The sequence below is a fragment of the Pyrobaculum neutrophilum V24Sta genome, from assembly GCF_000019805.1.
GTDB classification, from domain to species: domain Archaea; phylum Thermoproteota; class Thermoprotei; order Thermoproteales; family Thermoproteaceae; genus Pyrobaculum; species Pyrobaculum neutrophilum.
On record NC_010525.1, the window covers coordinates 137,408 to 153,114 of the forward strand.

Sequence of the window (15,707 nt, forward strand, 5' to 3'; positions counted from 1 at the left end):
GGCGATCCCCATGCTCCTCGCCGTTCCATCTAAGGGCCGTCTACAGGAGCCGACGCTCAAGTTGCTGGAGGCCGTCGGCATAAAGCCGCTCGCCTCAGACGAGAGAGCCCTGGTGCTCCCCACCTCGTGGCCCGACGTCAACCTCATAAAGGCGAGGCCGGAGGATATTCCATACCTCGTGGAATCCGGCAGGGTGTGGGCCGGCGTTACTGGACACGACTACGTGCTCGAGTCGGGGTCCAACGTTGTAGAGGCGCTAGATCTGGAGTTCGGGAGGGGGAGGCTCGTGGTGGCTGTGCCAAAGTCAAGTGGGATAAAGTCGGTGGAGGAGCTTCCCCCCGGCGCGAGGGTTGCGACGAAGTTCGTCAACATCGCCTACAACTACTTCGCCGAGCTCGGCAAAAGGGTTAGAGTGGTGAAGGTGACCGGCTCGGTGGAGGTACTCCCGCAGCTGGGCATCGCAGACGCGATTTTAGACGTCATGGCGACGGGCACAACGCTGGAGGTACACGGCCTAACGCCCATCGCGACGGTTTTAGAAACCTCCGCGAGGCTCGTCGTCCACCCTGAGTACACAAGCCACGAGCTGACGAAGAAGCTTGTGACTTTCATAAAGGGCTACTTCGCGGCTCAGGGCAAAAAGATGATCTTCTTGAACGTCCCCGCGGCGAGGCTGGAGGCCGTGCTGTCTGTCCTCCCAGCCATGGAGGCCCCAAGCGTCACCAAGTTGGCCAAGGGGGACATCTACGAGGTCTTCAGCGTAGTCTCAGAGGACGTCCTCCCAGACCTCGTCATGAAGCTGAAAAACGCAGGCGCTAAAGACATAGTGGTCACCTCCATAGAGAAGTTGATAAGCTGAGACGTCGCTCCGTCAGCGCATCCTCTTTTCCAACTCGGCACAAACGTCGGCAAGAGATAGGCCTGTGGAGTTGAGGAGGACGAGGAGGTGGTACAACAGGTCAGCCGCCTCCTCAACAACACGGCCTTTGCCCTCAGCCAACGCCGCGACGGCCACCTCCACAGCCTCCTCGCCGACTTTCCTCGCCACGTTATGCATCCCCGAGGAGTACAGGCGGTAGGTGTAGCTCTCCGGGTTCTTCTCCTCGATCCTCCTCCTTATGACTTCCTCCAGCTTCCTAAGAACCTCGCAACTCATGTCAACGCCTGCCTGTGGTATCTAAAGCCTTCGTACTCCGCCAGCCTTCTGGCGGCCTCTAGAAGCTCTAGACGCCCCACCGCCTCCGCAACGCCGATAGGCTTCATGAAGGTAGCGGGCGTAATTATCCCGCGCCATTTGGCGGAGCCCCCCGTGGGCAACACGTGGCTTATGCCGGCGGCGTAGTCGAGGTAGGGGCTGGGCATATTCACCGATACGGCTCCCACGTTTCTCACGCGGTATGCCACCTCCCTGGCGCCCCACACCTCGAGATGCTCGGGGGCTATCGAGTCTATGAGCTTCACCGCCTCCCCCACGTCGTTGACCTTTCTAACCTCGAGAGGTCCCATGGAGGAGGTCCTCTCGCGCCTGTATATCTCGGCGGCGGCCTCAAGCAGTCCGGCGTCTGTAGAGACTAGGTAGGCGAAGGAGGTGGGGCCGTGCTCCAGTTGCGCCAGCGCCCCGGCCACCGCCTTCTCCGGCGGAACCCCCTCCGCGTAGACCACAAGCTCCGTTGGCCCCTCAATTCCGTCGATACCCGCGTGTAGAGACAGCACGTACTTAGCCGCTTGGACGTAGAGCCCCCCGGGCCCCGCCACCATGTCTACGCCCATGTGAAACACGGAGTAGGCAAGGCCGTGTGGGCCCCCGATGGGGACCACGCCGGCAACGCCGAGCTCCTTCGCCACTGCGAGTAGTTCGCCGGTGGCGCCCTTGGGCGGGGTGACGACGTATATCTTCTCAACGCCGGCCGCCCTCGCGGGGACCGCAAGCATCACGAGGGTCGACACATACCTGGCCGGGACGTAGAGAGCCACCGACCTCACAGGCTTCCAGAAGACAGACCTGAGAACGCCGCCGTAGAAATCCACAGCCTCGAGCGGCTTAAGCCTGCTGTATAACGTCTCTAGGGATTTGGCCACCTCCAGCGCCGCGGCCACCACGCCCGGGTCTCCGCCGGGCCTGGGCTCCAGCAGGGCGCTCTCTGGAGCAACGCCGTCGAGGCGCCTTGAGTACTCCAGAGCCGCCTGTAGCCCCCTCTCCGCCACGTCGTCTACTATCTCCTCCACAGACTTCACCACGTCGCGTGGGAGGACGCGCCTCATAGCCTAACCTCCACCCCAAGTCCGCCGAGGTAGCGCTTGACCTCCGCCACCTCTACAACTCTAAAGTGGAAGAGGCTTGCCGCCAAGACCGCGTCGGCCCCCGCGGCGACGGCCTCGTAGAAGTGCTTGAGCTCGCCGGCTCCCCCCGAGGCGATCACCGGGATCTTGACGGAGTGGGCGACCCTCCTGAGGAGCTCGACGTCGTAGCCCAGCTTTGTCCCATCTCTATCTATAGAAGTCAGCAGTATCTCCCCGGCGCCCAGCTCCTCTACCTTCTTCGCCCACTCCACGGCGTCTAGGCCCGTGGGGTCGCGGCCCCCCCGGACGTAGACCTCGTATCTACCGCCCACGAGCTTGGCGTCTATCGCCACCACGGTGGACTGAGAGCCGAACTCCCTGGCCATCTCCGCCACCAGCTGCGGGTTTTTGACGGCGGCTGTGTTCACCGAGACCTTGTCGGCGCCCGCTTTAAACAGAGCCTCTGCGTCTGACAGGCTCCTCACGCCGCCGCCGACGAGGACAGGGATCGTCACGGAGGAGGCGACCCTCCTCACAGAATCTATAAACGTGCCTCTGCCCTCCGGCGTAGCTGTTATATCCAAAACGGCGATTTCGTCGGCGCCCTCCTCCTCGTATCTAACGGCCATCTCCACGGGGTCCCCCACCTCCCTAATGCCCATGAAGTTGACGCCCTTCACCACCACCCCAGCCCTCCCGTCCATGTCTAGGCAGGGTATCACTCTGACGGCCGGCATCGGCCCTATATAATACATTTTTAAAAATATGTGTCGAGGGGCGGTATGTCCTACGTCAGAGAGACCGCGGAGACCTACGTCGCCGTGTCCCTAAAGGCTGGAGAGAGGCCGCGGGTTGAGACGCCGATTCCATTTCTCACACACATGCTGGAGACCTTCCTCCTATACGCCGGGTTAGGCGGGACGGTGGAGGCTAGGGAAAAGAGGAGGCTGGACGACGGCCACCACCTCATCGAAGATGTGGCAATCGCCCTGGGCAGAGCGCTGGATCAGATGCTGGGGGACCGGGGGAGGATAGCGAGATTTGGCTGGGCGGCGGTGCCCATGGACGACGCGTTTGCACTCGCGGCGGTGGATCTGGGCGGCAGGGCGTACTGGGTAGTGAAGGCTAAGCTTCCGCCGGCCGACGTGGGGGGCTACCCCCTGCGGATGTTTCCACACTGGGTCCGCACGCTTGCCTCTGAGGCGAGGGCCACCATACACGTGTATACACGCGGCGTAGACCCGCACCACAAGGTGGAGGCGGCGCACAAGGCGCTTGGACTGGCCTTTAGACAAGCCATGTCCCCCAGAGGCGACGTCCTATCTACGAAGGGGGTGTTGGGATGATCATCCCCTCCATCGATATAGAGGGCGGCAGAGCGGTAAAGAGGGTTCAGGGGAGGAGGGGGGAGTACATATTCGTGGGGGACCCCCTCGAGCTCGCGCGTAGGTTCAGCAGAGCTGACCTAGTCCACGTGGTTGACCTAGACGGCGCCGAGGCCGGCCGCCCCGTGAACACAAGCATTGTGGAGAAGGTCGCCCGCGAGTTGGGCGGCCGGTGCCAACTGGGGGGCGGACTCAGATCGGCGGAGGCTGTGGAGTGGGCTCTCTCTCTCTGTAGATACGCGGTGGTTGGCTCCATGCCGTTTAAAAACCCCTCTCTCTTCGCCTCGGTTGCGGCTAGATACAGAAGCCGTCTCGTGGTTTCGCTGGACGTGAGAGGCGGCTTTGTTGTCACAGACGGTTGGACTAAGGCGGCCGCCACGCCGGAGGAGGCAGCCGCGGCGATCAAGCCGCACGGCCCCCTCGCAGCGTTGGTCATAACCTCCGTCGACGTGGAGGGGACGGGGGCCGGCTTTAGGCTACCGGTGGATCTGGCGAAGCTGAGAGACGTCGCGGCCCGCCTCTACTACGCAGGCGGCGTGAACAGCTGCGTGGATGTGGAAAAGGCGCTGAAGGCGGGCTTCGACGGCGTTATCGTCGGCTACGCCCTCTACAGGGGAGATCTGAAAAACTGCGCCGGCTTTATCCCTTGACCACGCCGATGGGCCTCTGCCTAACTACCTTCTTCGCGAAGCCCACCTGGTGGGCCGTCTCAACCACTCTGTCCACGTCCTTGTAGGCCCACGGCGCCTCCTCGCTTATCACCTCGGTCTCCGCGCTCCTCACGATGATGCCGCGCTTCGCCATCTCCTCCTGCACCTTATGCGGCGGGTACATCCTGATGGCGGCCTCCCTGCTCAAGACGCGGCCTGCGCCGTGGGGCGCAGTGCCGAAGGTGAGCCTCATGGCCTCGGGGGTGCCCACCAGTATCCAAGACGCAGTGCCCATGCTACCCGGTATTAAGACGGGCTGCCCCACCTGTCTATACTTGGCGGGGATCTCCTGTCTACCCGGCGGGAAGGCCCTCGTGGCGCCCTTCCGGTGCACCCACACCTTCCTCACCGTCCCCTTGTCGTCTACCACGTGTTCCTCCAGCTTCGCTATGTTGTGCGCTACGTCGTAGACTATCTCGAGGCCAACCTTCTCGATGGAGCCGAAAACCTTCTTGAAGGCCTCCCTAACCCAGTGCATAATTATGTGGCGGTTTGTCCAAGCGAAGTTGGCCGCAGACGCCATAGCCTTTATGTAGTCCTCGGCGACCCTGTCCTTAAGAGGCGCAGCCGCCAGCTCTCTATCCGGCAGATTCAGCCCCCACCTCCTCATGTTTCTCTCCATCACTAGGAGGTAGTCGGTCGCCACCTGGTGGCCGAAGCCGCGGCTCCCCGTGTGGATCATTACCACCACCTGGCCCTCTCTCTCAATGCCGAAGGTCTTCGCGATCTTCTCGTCGAATATCTTGTCGACCACCTGTATCTCCAGGAAGTGGTTGCCGGACCCCAGCGTGCCCAACTGGTCCCTCCCCCTGGCCTTAGCCTTTTCGCTGACCTTGGAGGGGTCCGCCAGCTTCCACGAGCCCCTCTCCTCTATATACTCCATGTCCTCGGCCCAGCCGTACCCCTTCTGCACCGCCCACTCCACCCCCTCCGCCAACACCCTCTCGAACTCCCCTGGGGACAGCCTTAGGTGGCCCGTCCCTCCCACGCCCGGCGGCACAAGCCTAAAGATGGTGTCGACGAGCTCCTTCAGCTTAGGCCTAACCTCCTCCTCGGTCAGGTTTGTCCTAAGGACGCGCACTCCGCAGTTTATGTCGTAGCCTATGCCGCCCGGCGATATCACGCCCTCCTCAGCGTCTATCGCCGCGACGCCGCCGATTGGGAAGCCGTAGCCCTGGTGGCCATCTGGCAGGATTATGCTGTGTTTGTAGATCCCGGGTAGACACCCCACGTTTATGCCTTGCTCGATGGTGAGGTCGGCCTTCATCTTCTCAAGGAGCGCGCTGTCTGCGTATATTCTGACCGGCACCTTCTGGCAGGGCTTCACGCCGGGAGGAATCTCCCAGACGTAGTCGCTTACCTTGTTAATGGGGATATTCCTCATAGGCCGGGAGACGCTGTGAACTTATAAAGTTTCTAGCAGGAGAAAAACTTAAAAGAAGCCGCGGCGTTGAGACAAGCCGGGACTACGCCGGCGAGGGCGGCCGAGAGCCGCGCTGTGAATCCGGCGGGGCATCGCCCCTCTCAGAATTTAAATACAAGAGCTGAGGTAGACGTGAGAGGGACCGCGGTGAGTCTGCAGATTGCCATATTGATGGCCGTGATATTAACTATAGCTGTGGCGCTCGCTTCGTATCTCTACACGACTCTACAAGCATCTCTGCACTACATGTACATAGCCGTAACATACGCCTACGTCTACCCAAAGGGGAACGGCTCCGAGGTGAAGATATGTTTCACCACCGGCGGCTCCGGCGTTCTTGAGGTGGTGGGGGTGGAGCTAAACGGCAGATGGGCCGCCGAGGTCAAAACGTATGTCCACGGCGTTGAGAGGGGGGCGGTTGCGGCGGGAGAGATCGGCTACATAAAGGCGTACTTCCCCGGCCTCTCGGTGCAACCTGGGGAGTTGCCGGTGGGCAGGTTGGCGACGCGGCAGGGCTTCAGCTTCTTCTTCACGCCTGCCGTGGTGGACCGCGAGGGAGTCTGCCCAGGTGGGTAGCCGCGGAAAGCTTATAGCGGCGTCTGAACTTGGCGTTGTATGTACAAGAGGGTTAGGGTGGTTTTGGAAAACGGGGATGTTTTCGAGGGGGTCTTGATCCCCCCGACCCAGTTCAGCGATCCCGACGTGGTTGTCCTCAAGCTGAGAAATGGCTACAACGTGGGGCTTAGGAAGAGCCGTATCAAGGAGATGGTGGATCTGGGCGAGGTCTCCGGCGGGCAGCCGGCGCCGCCGCAGATCCCGAAGCTGGAGGGGGAGAAGGTGTGGTTGCTGGCCACCGGCGGGACGATACTGTCGCGTGTGGACTACGTGACCGGCGGGGTCTACCCCACCATGAGCGTGGAGTACCTATTCGAGATCCTGGGCGGGCTGGACGCCCCCGTGGTTGCCGAGCAGGTGGCGGCGAAGTTCAGCGAGGATATGACGCCGGCTGTCTGGTCGCAGATAGCGGCTAGGGTGGGGGAGGCCTTCAGGAGGGGGGCGAGGGGAGTGGTGGTGCTCCACGGCACAGACACGATGCACTACACCGCAGCGGCGCTCGCCTTCGCTTTTAGAAGCGCGCCGGGGCCAATAGCGCTTGTCGGGGCGCAGAGGTCCAGCGACCGGCCGTCCACAGATGCCGTCCTCAACCTGAAGGCCGCCATCGCCACGGCCGCCAGAGCGCCGTTTGCCGAGTCGGTCGTGGTGATGCATAAGGCAAGCGGAGATGGGGTCATCGCGGTACACAGGGGGACAAGGGTGAGGAAGATGCACACCTCTAGGCGCGACGCCTTCCAGTCCATCAACGCCCTACCCCTAGCCGAGTACCATGTCGATCAGAACCTCCTCAAGGTAATCGCGGAGGAGTACAGAGAAAGGGGGGCTCTGGAGTACACAGACAGGTTTGAGGAGGCGGTGGCGTTGGTTAAGTTCTTCCCAGGCATGCACCCCAGGATGTTGGACGTGCTTCTGGAGATGGGGGTGAAGGGGGTCGTCATAGAGGGCACGGGCTTCGGCCACGTGGGGGAGCAGCTGTTGCCCTCTGTGAAACGCCTGGTCGACGCCGGCGTGGTGGTGGCCATGGCCAGCCAGACCCTCTACGGCAGGGTTAACCTGTACGTGTATAGGAGGGGCAGAGAGCTGCTGTCGCTCGGCGTGGTGCCCCTTGAGGACATGCTCCCCGAGGCGGCGTATGCAAAGATGTCGTGGGCCTTGGCCAACTTCAAAAGGGAGGAGGTCCCGCGGGTTTTGACGACGCCATACGCCTACGAGATGAGCCCCAGGTCGGACCCCACGTCTTTCGGCACACTATGACGGACCTGTTGGCGGTGGTGGATACGCTCTGTAAAACGCCGCGTGTTGGGTGGCTACAGAGGGGCGCGTGGGACGCCGAGAGCGTGTGCGCCCACTCGCTGTTGGTCACCCTTCTGGCGGGGGAGATAGCGGCTAGGCTAAACGCAGAGGGGGCCGAAATAAACATGGCCGAGGTTCTGGCGGTCGCGGCTGTTCACGACCTTGCCGAGGCCGTGTTGGGGCATCCGGGGCGGGAGGTGCGGGACAGGCTACGCTGGGAGGAGCTGGAGGAGGAGATCTTCAAGAGGGAGTTCCCCCACCTGGCCGAGCTGTTCCGGTGGTATAGGTACGAGACAAACACCGTGGGGAAGATAGTGGCGTTTGCAGACAAGCTCGCCACATTGATAAGGGCTTGCCGGTATAAACAGCTGGGCTACCCAACCGACGATCTAGCGAAGGCGCTGTACAAGAAGCTTATGGCTTACGACGGGCTTGCCCACATCCTGGACTACTACGTAGGTAGGTATTGCGGAGGCGTATTGCCCTAGACGTATTCAACGACTACGGTTTCGGGCCTGTAGGGCTGTATGAAGGATTTGCCAAAGGGGTCCTCCACTATCAAGGTGAAGCCGCCCTCCTCCACCTTCCTGTAGACGGTTTCGATGAACTGGTCCACCCTTGCGGCGTTTTCCGGCTCCAGCGTCTTAAGCCTCTCCGCGTAGTCCACAACCTTGTACATAAAGCCCTCTACCGTCGTGATTACGGGCTCCCCGTGGGTGCCCGGCTCTAGGGTGAAGCCGAGATCCGGCGAATATACCGTGCCGGTCTTGCTACGGATGAGGAGGGACTTGGCCACGTCGAGGCCGTCCCTAGGCTTAAACACGACGCGGGTCGGCCGCCCCACCTCCGCGTAATCTACGTCGAAGTAGCGGTAGCCGCAGCTGGAGCAGTACCCGCTTTGGATCAACACGTTGCCGAAGAAGGGGGTTTCGTAGAGGAGTTCGACGTATCTAAAGGTCTTCGCCCCGCAGACCGGGCACGTAACCTCGCCGCTGTAGACAACCGACACGCGACCGACCCGGTAACTATTTAAAAACGTGACTTAGGGCCCCGCATGGATAGGTTCGACGTCGTGGTGGGACTTGCCGTGGTGGTGTTCGTATCGCTTGTCTTAAGCGGGCTTTGGAGCCTGTTCGGCCACGCGGCTCCGTTTTGCTCAACGCTGTGGCTCTACGCGATGTTGGGAGCCCTGGCGGGCGGCTCGTTGTTGTTGAGCAGGTGGTATAGGCAACTTGAGGCGGTGGGCGTAGGCCTCACTATCCTGTACCTCCTCGTGATGTGGGTGACATACGTAAACCCGGGCTACCTGGCCAACTGTTAAAATTTATATAGCTCGGCGTCGGCGGGGGCCATGGTGGATAAGGGCGAGAGGAGGAAGAGGCGCGGAAAGATCTTCCTAATAGCGCTCCTAGCCCTCATATTTGCAGAAACCGGCTACATACTCGGCACCACGGGCCTAGGCCCGTTGATTTTCGGCAGGGGAGGCCCCACCCCAACCACGGACTTCTCCGCCGTGTTGTCGGTTAGCCAGGCCTACGTCTTCTACCACGGCAATGTGACTAGGGCGGAGCGCCCTCCGCAGTACGGCAACGCCTATGTATACATAGTTCCGTATAGGCCGGGTCTTCAGATTCCGCAGGCAGTGGCGCAGCAGATCGCCTTAGACGCCGCGGAGCGGCCGGTCTACGTACTGCCGGTGCTTCAGTACAACACGCCGATAGATCCCGTGGATTTCGCCATTGTGCTCCCCACAGACGGCAGAAACCCCGTGGTGTTGCTGACCTACTCAGCCACAGACTTCGGCAAGATAGAGTCGTGGTTGCTCGGCGTCCAGAACCAGCTGAAGATCACAATCAGCGGCTACGCCAGAGTCTCCCTAGAAAACGGCCGGCCCAGCGGCGTGAGGCTTTTCTAGGGCTCCACGGCGGTACAGCTCTCCGGCCTTCCGCCGGACACCACTTCCTCCAGCGCCTTTCTGTCCCTTATGGAGCAGTAGTAGACGGGGATCCCCAGCGCGGCGATGGCGAGCCCGGCCTCCACCTTCTTCCTAACCCCCCCGGTCACATCCACCCCGGCGGTCCCGTCCACGTCTACGGCGCTCTTCAGCACTGGGATCTTCACTGCGCCGGGGGTTCCCGGGGGCGCCGTGTAGATCCCGTCCGCCTCCATTAGGAAAACGACCGCGTTTGGCTTAAGGGTTTTGGAGAGCGCCGCTGCCATGTCGTCTCCGCTTACTACGACATAGCCAGCGTCTGCTGGAACTATATCGCCGTGGAGGAGGGGGTACATCCCGTTGTCTAGGGCGTGTCTAATCGGGTCAAGCCGCACCACGTCGCCTCCCCAGAAGACGTCGCTGGGCTCAACCGGCATCGCAGGCACGCTGGCCTCTGCCAGCTCCTCTATGACGTAGGAGGTGAGGCGCTTAAGAGCGGCTTTTGTGTAGGCTATCCCCAGAGGAGTTAAGCCGTAGGCTTTTACGTGTGGATGCGCGAAGGACCCCGCGCCGTGGATCAAGACGGCGCGTACGCCGCGGAGAGCCGGGGCGATGGACGATATCCTGCCCCTGAGGTAGGTATATGGCTTTGTCTTATCGGTGATGGCCGAGCCTCCGAATTTTACGATATACATCAGTACTGCCTCTCCAGTATAAAGGCGAGTAGCTCCCTCAGCGCCTCGTTGTTGGGGATTTCGGCAAGGTGTTGTTCCGCCTCACGTCTGTATCTCTCCGCAAGGGCGAGCGCCTCCTCTCTCGCCTTCACCGAGTCCATCAACGCGACGGCCTCCTTGACTTCCTCCTCGGCGATCTCGGCCTTGGAGAGGATGGAGAGTAGGCGCCTCCTCTCCTGGGGCTGGAGCCTCGTGAGGGCGATAGCGACGACGGCGTTCCCCCTCTTGTGCTCCTTTATGTCCTTCCCTATCTCTTTGCCGAACTTCTTGGGGTCGCCGTAGATGTCAAGCACGTCGTCTATGATCTGGAACGCCACGCCGGCCTTCAAGCCGAAGTTCCAAGCCTCCTCGGCGAGCTTCCCGTCGTCGCTTACGGACATAGCCCCCCACTTGGCCGCCGCCGCGATTAAGGCCCCCGTCTTGAGAGATACCATGTGTATGTAGTCCTCCAGCGTCACCTCTGCCTTCCTCGCCTTTATGAAGTAGGGGTCCTCGCGTCCGGCGTATTCGAAGAGGATGTCCAGCCTCTCGCCCTCGTCGATCGCCTTTATGACCTTCGCCACCTCCTTCGCGAAGGCCAGAGGCTTTGGGGTGTCCAGCACCGCCTCCTCGATGGCCTCCCTATACCATATGCCTATTAAAATCGCCGCGTTGTCTCCAAAGGCCTTTCTCACGGTTGGGAGACCCCTCCTCACGTCTCCCCTGTCTATTATGTCGTCATATATGAGCGAGTAGTTGTGTATAAGCTCGACGATGGCGGCTGCGGGCACCGCCGGCTCCCAGCGGCCGGAGACGGCCTCGGCCGTCGCCAGGGTCAGAAGGGGCCTCAGCCTTTTCCCGCCGGTTTTAACCTGGTACAGCACCTCCTCCCTAAAATCCGGCGCTAAATCTATGGAGAGGTAGCGCTCCAGCGCCTTTTCGACCGCCGCGCCGTATTTCTTGTGTAGCTTGGTTACGACGTCCATGGCGTAGAAAACCAATAAATATATATGCAGTAGCGTCGCCGATGGAGCCGCAGATAGTGGCTGTTCCATCCATCGTCGTCCTCGCCCTTTTGGCCCTGAGGAAGGGCTTCCTCACCGTCAGGGGCACCGTCTCGGCCATCGCCGTAGGAACAGCCGTGGCCGTTGCCCACCTCGGCCTCTTCGGCCTAACGGCGGCGTTCTTCCTCACCTCCTCGCTTCTCACAAAGCTACGGGCGGAGTGGAAGCTGGAGAGAGGCCTCAAGGACGTGTCCGGCCGCTCGCTGAGGCAGGTTTTTGGAGTTGGGGCGCCGATCGCGGCCTTCGCCCTGGCCTACCTGGCCTCGGGAGATGTGAGGTTGCTCGGCGCCGCCGCGGTGGCGGTGGCGGCGGCTACCGCCGACACGTGGGCGAGCGAAGTGGGGGTGGCGTATGGCGGAACGCCTAGGTACATCCTAGCCCCGTGGAGGCGGGTGGAGCCCGGCACGTCGGGCGGCGTGACGCCTGTAGGCGTTGCGGCGTCGGCGGCGGGCGCTCTCGCCATGGGGGCACTGGCCCCTCTCCTGGGGATACAGCAGCCCTTTTGGAAGATAGCCCTATTTGGCTACCTCGGCGAGCTTCTAGACAGCGTCCTAGGGGCGTCGTTGCAGGTGAAGTATATATGCGGCGGCAGGATATCGGAGCAGCCGGCGGCTGGATGCAGAAGGAGGGGCTTTCTCACGAACGAGGCGGTTAACCTAGTAAGCGGCTTCGCCGTGGGGCTGCTCTACCTCATAACTTAAAAGCGGGTAGCCGTGGGTTAGACATGAGGGTGTACGTCGAGGAGTTTCAAGTGGCTACGAGGCAGAGGGAGGAGATCGTCGTCATCAGCGATAGGGTTGAGGAGGCGGTTAGAAAAAGCGGCGTGAAAAACGGCATAGCGTTGATATATGTGCCACACGCCACCGCTATTGTCACAGCTAACGAGAACGAGCCCAGGCTTAGGGAAGATATCTTGAACAAGCTGAGGGCCCTCTTCCCCCGCGGCGCTGGGTACCGGCACGACGAGATAGACAACAACGCCAACGCCCACCTCGCCAACATATTCCTGGGCTTCCACCTGACGATGCCGGTGGTAGAGGGCGAGCTGAGGCGCGGGACTTGGCAGGAGGTTATGTTGATAGAGATGGACGGACCGCGTCGGAGAAACGTCGTTGTTGTGGTAATTGGCGAGTAAATGGCGTAGCCCGTCTCTCGCCTGTCACTAGACTGTCGCGCCTAGGGACTTTCTCCTCGCCCACGCCCTCATAGGCATCCGGATGCCTCGGGCGTGGGGCACCGGGCATGGGGCCAGACGGCACGCGGCCCTCCTCGAGTGCCCTCCTCTCGATGTTAATGATAGCGGCGACGTCCCCACCCGCAGCGGGGGCGGAGACACTCACCACCCACTCCGTGGGCAGGCGGAGGAGGTCTCCCTCGTTATTCACTTTCGCCACGGGAATTTCCTTATCCATCGCCTTCCTTATAACCAGAAGTAGCCCCTAGGCCTTCCTGGTGGCCCTTCTCCGCTTCCTCGCCTTCGTTAGGTCTCTGCCTAGGCGGGTCTACGCGCGGCTGTCTGCTAGGTCTGTGTCGAATACAGGCGTTATACAGGACTGGACATATTACGATGGTGGTAACCTGTATGTGGGGGTTAAATTCTCTAGGGTGAGGTTCTACCATGAATCATCGTTTTAATCTCTCGGACTTCAGGACTGTGTTGAAGACCGTCCACCTGGGCATGCAGAAGATAGTGGGGGAGGCCAGGGGGTCGTGCGTCTCTTTTACGCCTAGGAAGGTGCTGGAGTTCGGGGGCGTAGATACGACGGCCCCGGTGGCTCTAACTCTCGTAAAACACATCCTGGAGAAGTTGGTGGAGTCCGGCATGATGCAGAGGGACGACTCCAGGGCTAGGACGCGCTACATACTCTGCAAGAATTCGCCGCTGTGGCAGAAGCTGAGGGGCGGCGACGCCGACACGTTGAAAATGCTTGAGGAGATCACGGCCGAGTAGGTGGACGAGAAGGAGTTCCTCAGGTCGTTGCTGGCGAGGCTGGGGGCTGAGGAAAACGACGTCGTATATGCCGACGGACTTGCCCTGAAGATAGACGGCGCGGCGGCGGCGACGTCTAAGTTGCCGTTTCAGACCTGGAGGGACTTCGGCTGGAGAAACGTGGCGGCGGCCTACAGCGATGTCAGAGTGAAATACGTGGAGCCCCTCTACATGTTGGTTTCGGTAACAGCCCCCCGGCTGGAGGAGGCGGCGGAGGTTATAGAGGGGGTGAGGGAGGCGGCGGAGCGCCTCTCTCTGAGGTACGTCGGAGGCGACTTAAACCAGGGTGGAGACGTGGTGGTGGATGTGGCGATAGTGGGGAGGGCCGGCCCGAGGATTGGACGCGTGCCCAAGCCGGGGGACGTCCTCGTCACAATACCCGCCTACGGCTACACGGGCTTGGCCTACAGGTTCTGGGGGGAGCGGCACCCCGCCGTGGAGAGGGGAGTCGCCATGTTGAAAAGGCCTGAGCCGCTGTGGCCCCTCCCACCCCCAGAGTGCGTCACAGCCAGCATGGACTCGTCGGATGGGCTAGGCGACGTGTTGTGGACAATGGCTAAGGGCGTAGACATCGTGGTAAAGAGGCTCCCCGCGCCGCGGGAAGTGCTGGAGCTGGCCGAGGAGAGGGGGGTGGAGGTGGGGGAGGTGGTCTTCAACGGAGGCGAGGAGTTTCTGCCCGTGTTCGCAGTTAGGCGGGGCTGCGGCGTTGGGGAGCCATATGTTGAGTTTGCGGAGGCGGTCGAGGGAGAGGGGCGGGTTGTGTGGGAAAACAGAGAGCTCAGGTGGAGGGGCTGGTCCTACTTCAGGAGGACATAAAGACCCAGTTGACGTGTGGCTGATCTACTTCACCACAGCGGCTCTCGCCCTCTTGGCGCTCGCCGGCGTGTTGCTCGTGGTAGAACAAGCCTACTCGGGCACGCTTGAGGCCTACAGGGTAGCCAAGTTCACGCTGGACCAGTGGACGTCGCTGGCGTCTCAGCTGAACCGCACGATGTGCATAGCGGCTGAGACAAAGGCGGACGAGGCCGTGGCGGCCCTCAACGCCAGCAAATACCTGGAGCTCAGCCGGCTGTTTAGACAAGCCATGGAGGAGGTGAGGGCGAAGACCCTCCTCAAGACGATAAACTACAGCCTCAAGTTAGAGGGCGACTACTTGACATGGGAGGTGTCCTTCCGGGGGAGAAAGGCCTCGGGGCGCATAGACTGGCTAAGACCCACCGCCTTGATCGCCGCAGCCAAGGCGATCCAGAGCGCCTCTTTCGACCTCACGGACTCCACGGTATACGACGTGTTGAAACCTCTGGTTCCGCCGGGCGCCGTCTTGACGGGGACGGTGTATGGATACCTCACCGGAAACCACACCTACACGGGCTATCTACACGGAGAGTACACGCTGGTGGACAAGACGGACTACAGATGTCTACCCGGCCGCCCAATCGCCAGATTCGCCGCAACTCACTTCGCCACGCTGACGACCAACAGCACATCGCCATCGATCTACATATACTACGAAGTTTACATCGACGGCGGCTGAGGCGGCGCCGCGGGGGGTCTGGACATAACGCGGAGCTCCGCCGCGAGAGAAACAGTATACGACCTCGGCGCCGGCGGATGGGGGGCTAGAGAACCTTCAACGTGCCGTCTCCTCTTGCCACCAATACCGTTGCGTCGCGCCGTTTTGAAAATATGCCGTTTTCCACCACCCCGGGTATCAGCTTCAGCTCCTCCTCTAGGGAGGGCTCCACAGGCCCCGGCGGGGTCCAGTCCAGTAGGTAGTTGCCGTTGTCCGTCAAGGCGGGGCCCAGCTTGGCGCCGTCTTGCCTTAGCTTCGCCGTGCCTCCGAATTTCGCCTCGACGGCCCGAGCCACGCTGCGCCATGCCCAAGGCACGACCTCTATTGGGATGGGGTTGCGGGCCGGTATATGTTGCACAAGCTTGTGCTCCTCTATCAGAACTAGAAACCTCTCGGCCATGTAGTCCACCACCTTCTCCCTCAGCAACGCGCCCCCCCTCCCCTTCAGCAGAATCTTTTCCTCCGTCACCTCGTCGGCGCCGTCGACGGCGATGTCTATGCGGTCTACAGCCCAAAGAGGCCTCAGCCTATCCCCAAGCCCCACCTCCACCGCGAGCAACTCGCTGTCGACAGACGTGGCCACGAGGGCCACATCTCTAGGGCCCAGCTCCCCAAGCGCCTTGATGAACTCGCGGGCGGTTGTGCCAGAGCCGAGCCCCACCACCATGCCGCTCTTAATGTATTTCACAGCCTCTCTCGCCACCAAGGCCTTGCCCATGGCGGAGGGG

21 protein-coding genes are annotated in these 15,707 nt (G+C 61.5%); 13 read left to right on the forward strand and 8 right to left on the reverse strand.

Annotated elements, in window-relative coordinates; translation table 11 throughout:
- Positions 1-10 precede the first annotated feature (10 nt).
- Complete coding sequence (gene hisG, locus TNEU_RS00760) at positions 11-859, forward strand: ATP phosphoribosyltransferase (protein ID WP_012349529.1); 849 nt, start codon at positions 11-13, stop codon at positions 857-859.
- A 12-nt stretch (positions 860-871) separates the two neighbouring features.
- Here hisG and hisE read toward each other — a convergent pair whose 3' ends face one another.
- From hisE to hisF, 3 genes are read right to left on the reverse strand one after another with little or no spacing between them, the layout of a single operon-like run.
- Positions 872-1,156 (reverse strand): phosphoribosyl-ATP diphosphatase, encoded by a 285-nt coding sequence (gene hisE, locus TNEU_RS00765; protein ID WP_012349530.1) that lies wholly within the window; start codon positions 1,154-1,156, stop codon positions 872-874.
- Positions 1,153-2,262: a histidinol dehydrogenase gene (gene hisD, locus TNEU_RS00770; protein WP_012349531.1), complete on the reverse strand. Its 1,110-nt coding sequence runs from the start codon at positions 2,260-2,262 to the stop codon at positions 1,153-1,155. The genes hisE and hisD overlap by 4 nt, the downstream gene beginning before the upstream one ends.
- Positions 2,259-3,017 (reverse strand): imidazole glycerol phosphate synthase subunit HisF, encoded by a 759-nt coding sequence (hisF, locus tag TNEU_RS00775; protein WP_187146726.1) that lies wholly within the window; start codon positions 3,015-3,017, stop codon positions 2,259-2,261. The genes hisD and hisF overlap by 4 nt, the downstream gene beginning before the upstream one ends.
- Positions 3,018-3,062: 45 nt before the next feature.
- Here hisF and hisB point away from each other — a divergent pair, with 45 nt between their 5' ends.
- Together hisB and TNEU_RS00785 are read left to right on the forward strand one after the other, a co-directional pair.
- On the forward strand, positions 3,063-3,626 hold the full coding sequence (hisB, locus tag TNEU_RS00780; protein WP_012349533.1) for an imidazoleglycerol-phosphate dehydratase: 564 nt from the start codon (positions 3,063-3,065) through the stop codon (positions 3,624-3,626).
- The gene (locus tag TNEU_RS00785) at positions 3,623-4,315 is read left to right on the forward strand and encodes a 1-(5-phosphoribosyl)-5-[(5-phosphoribosylamino)methylideneamino] imidazole-4-carboxamide isomerase (RefSeq protein ID WP_012349534.1); all 693 of its coding nucleotides are present in this window, start codon (positions 3,623-3,625) and stop codon (positions 4,313-4,315) included. The genes hisB and TNEU_RS00785 overlap by 4 nt, the downstream gene beginning before the upstream one ends.
- Here the strand turns inward: TNEU_RS00785 and TNEU_RS00790 are convergent.
- Positions 4,305-5,759, reverse strand: a complete 1,455-nt coding sequence (locus TNEU_RS00790; protein ID WP_012349535.1) for an RtcB family protein — start codon at positions 5,757-5,759, stop codon at positions 4,305-4,307. The two genes, TNEU_RS00785 and TNEU_RS00790, sit on opposite strands and share 11 nt — an antisense overlap.
- A gap of 171 nt (positions 5,760-5,930) precedes the next feature.
- On the opposite strand from TNEU_RS00790, the gene TNEU_RS00795 reads away from it, so the two are divergent.
- Genes TNEU_RS00795 through TNEU_RS00805 form a run of 3 tightly spaced genes read left to right on the forward strand, consistent with a single transcriptional unit; the run spans position 5,931 to position 8,194 of the window.
- Entirely contained in the window at positions 5,931-6,374 is a 444-nt protein-coding gene (locus TNEU_RS00795; RefSeq protein WP_012349536.1) for a hypothetical protein, read from the forward strand.
- 39 nt (positions 6,375-6,413) lie between these two features.
- The gene (gene gatD, locus TNEU_RS00800; protein ID WP_012349537.1) at positions 6,414-7,667 is read left to right on the forward strand and encodes a Glu-tRNA(Gln) amidotransferase subunit GatD; all 1,254 of its coding nucleotides are present in this window, start codon (positions 6,414-6,416) and stop codon (positions 7,665-7,667) included.
- Complete coding sequence (locus TNEU_RS00805) at positions 7,664-8,194, forward strand: HD domain-containing protein (RefSeq protein ID WP_012349538.1); 531 nt, start codon at positions 7,664-7,666, stop codon at positions 8,192-8,194. Before gatD ends, TNEU_RS00805 begins: the two co-directional genes overlap by 4 nt.
- Here the strand turns inward: TNEU_RS00805 and TNEU_RS00810 are convergent.
- Positions 8,191-8,715: a ZPR1 zinc finger domain-containing protein gene (locus TNEU_RS00810; protein WP_012349539.1), complete on the reverse strand. Its 525-nt coding sequence runs from the start codon at positions 8,713-8,715 to the stop codon at positions 8,191-8,193. The two genes, TNEU_RS00805 and TNEU_RS00810, sit on opposite strands and share 4 nt — an antisense overlap.
- Before the next feature lie 45 nt (positions 8,716-8,760).
- On the opposite strand from TNEU_RS00810, the gene TNEU_RS00815 reads away from it, so the two are divergent.
- A complete protein-coding gene (locus TNEU_RS00815; RefSeq protein ID WP_012349540.1) occupies positions 8,761-9,027 on the forward strand; it encodes a hypothetical protein in 267 nt (88 codons plus the stop codon).
- A 30-nt stretch (positions 9,028-9,057) separates the two neighbouring features.
- Positions 9,058-9,621: a hypothetical protein gene (locus TNEU_RS00820; RefSeq protein WP_012349541.1), complete on the forward strand. Its 564-nt coding sequence runs from the start codon at positions 9,058-9,060 to the stop codon at positions 9,619-9,621.
- Here TNEU_RS00820 and TNEU_RS00825 read toward each other — a convergent pair.
- Positions 9,618-10,334, reverse strand: a complete 717-nt coding sequence (locus tag TNEU_RS00825; RefSeq protein WP_012349542.1) for an isopentenyl phosphate kinase — start codon at positions 10,332-10,334, stop codon at positions 9,618-9,620. The genes TNEU_RS00820 and TNEU_RS00825 overlap by 4 nt on opposite strands.
- On the reverse strand, positions 10,334-11,338 hold the full coding sequence (locus TNEU_RS00830) for a polyprenyl synthetase family protein (protein ID WP_012349543.1): 1,005 nt from the start codon (positions 11,336-11,338) through the stop codon (positions 10,334-10,336). Before TNEU_RS00830 ends, TNEU_RS00825 begins: the two co-directional genes overlap by 1 nt.
- A 41-nt stretch (positions 11,339-11,379) precedes the next feature.
- Here TNEU_RS00830 and TNEU_RS00835 point away from each other — a divergent pair, with 41 nt between their 5' ends.
- The 5 genes from TNEU_RS00835 to TNEU_RS00855 all read left to right on the forward strand — a co-directional run bounded on the left by TNEU_RS00835 (position 11,380) and on the right by TNEU_RS00855 (position 14,940).
- Positions 11,380-12,117, forward strand: a complete 738-nt coding sequence (locus TNEU_RS00835; RefSeq protein WP_012349544.1) for a DUF92 domain-containing protein — start codon at positions 11,380-11,382, stop codon at positions 12,115-12,117.
- Between the two features lie 23 nt (positions 12,118-12,140).
- A complete protein-coding gene (locus TNEU_RS00840) occupies positions 12,141-12,551 on the forward strand; it encodes a secondary thiamine-phosphate synthase enzyme YjbQ (protein WP_012349545.1) in 411 nt (136 codons plus the stop codon).
- Between the two features lie 483 nt (positions 12,552-13,034).
- Complete coding sequence (locus TNEU_RS00845; protein WP_012349546.1) at positions 13,035-13,367, forward strand: hypothetical protein; 333 nt, start codon at positions 13,035-13,037, stop codon at positions 13,365-13,367.
- A complete protein-coding gene (locus TNEU_RS00850; RefSeq protein WP_012349547.1) occupies positions 13,368-14,222 on the forward strand; it encodes a thiamine-phosphate kinase in 855 nt (284 codons plus the stop codon).
- A gap of 13 nt (positions 14,223-14,235) precedes the next feature.
- Positions 14,236-14,940, forward strand: a complete 705-nt coding sequence (locus TNEU_RS00855; protein ID WP_012349548.1) for a hypothetical protein — start codon at positions 14,236-14,238, stop codon at positions 14,938-14,940.
- Between the two features lie 85 nt (positions 14,941-15,025).
- Here the strand turns inward: TNEU_RS00855 and rpiA are convergent, their stop codons facing one another.
- Positions 15,026-15,697, reverse strand: a complete 672-nt coding sequence (rpiA, locus tag TNEU_RS00860; protein WP_012349549.1) for a ribose 5-phosphate isomerase A — start codon at positions 15,695-15,697, stop codon at positions 15,026-15,028.
- Between the last annotated feature and the right edge of the window lie 10 nt (positions 15,698-15,707).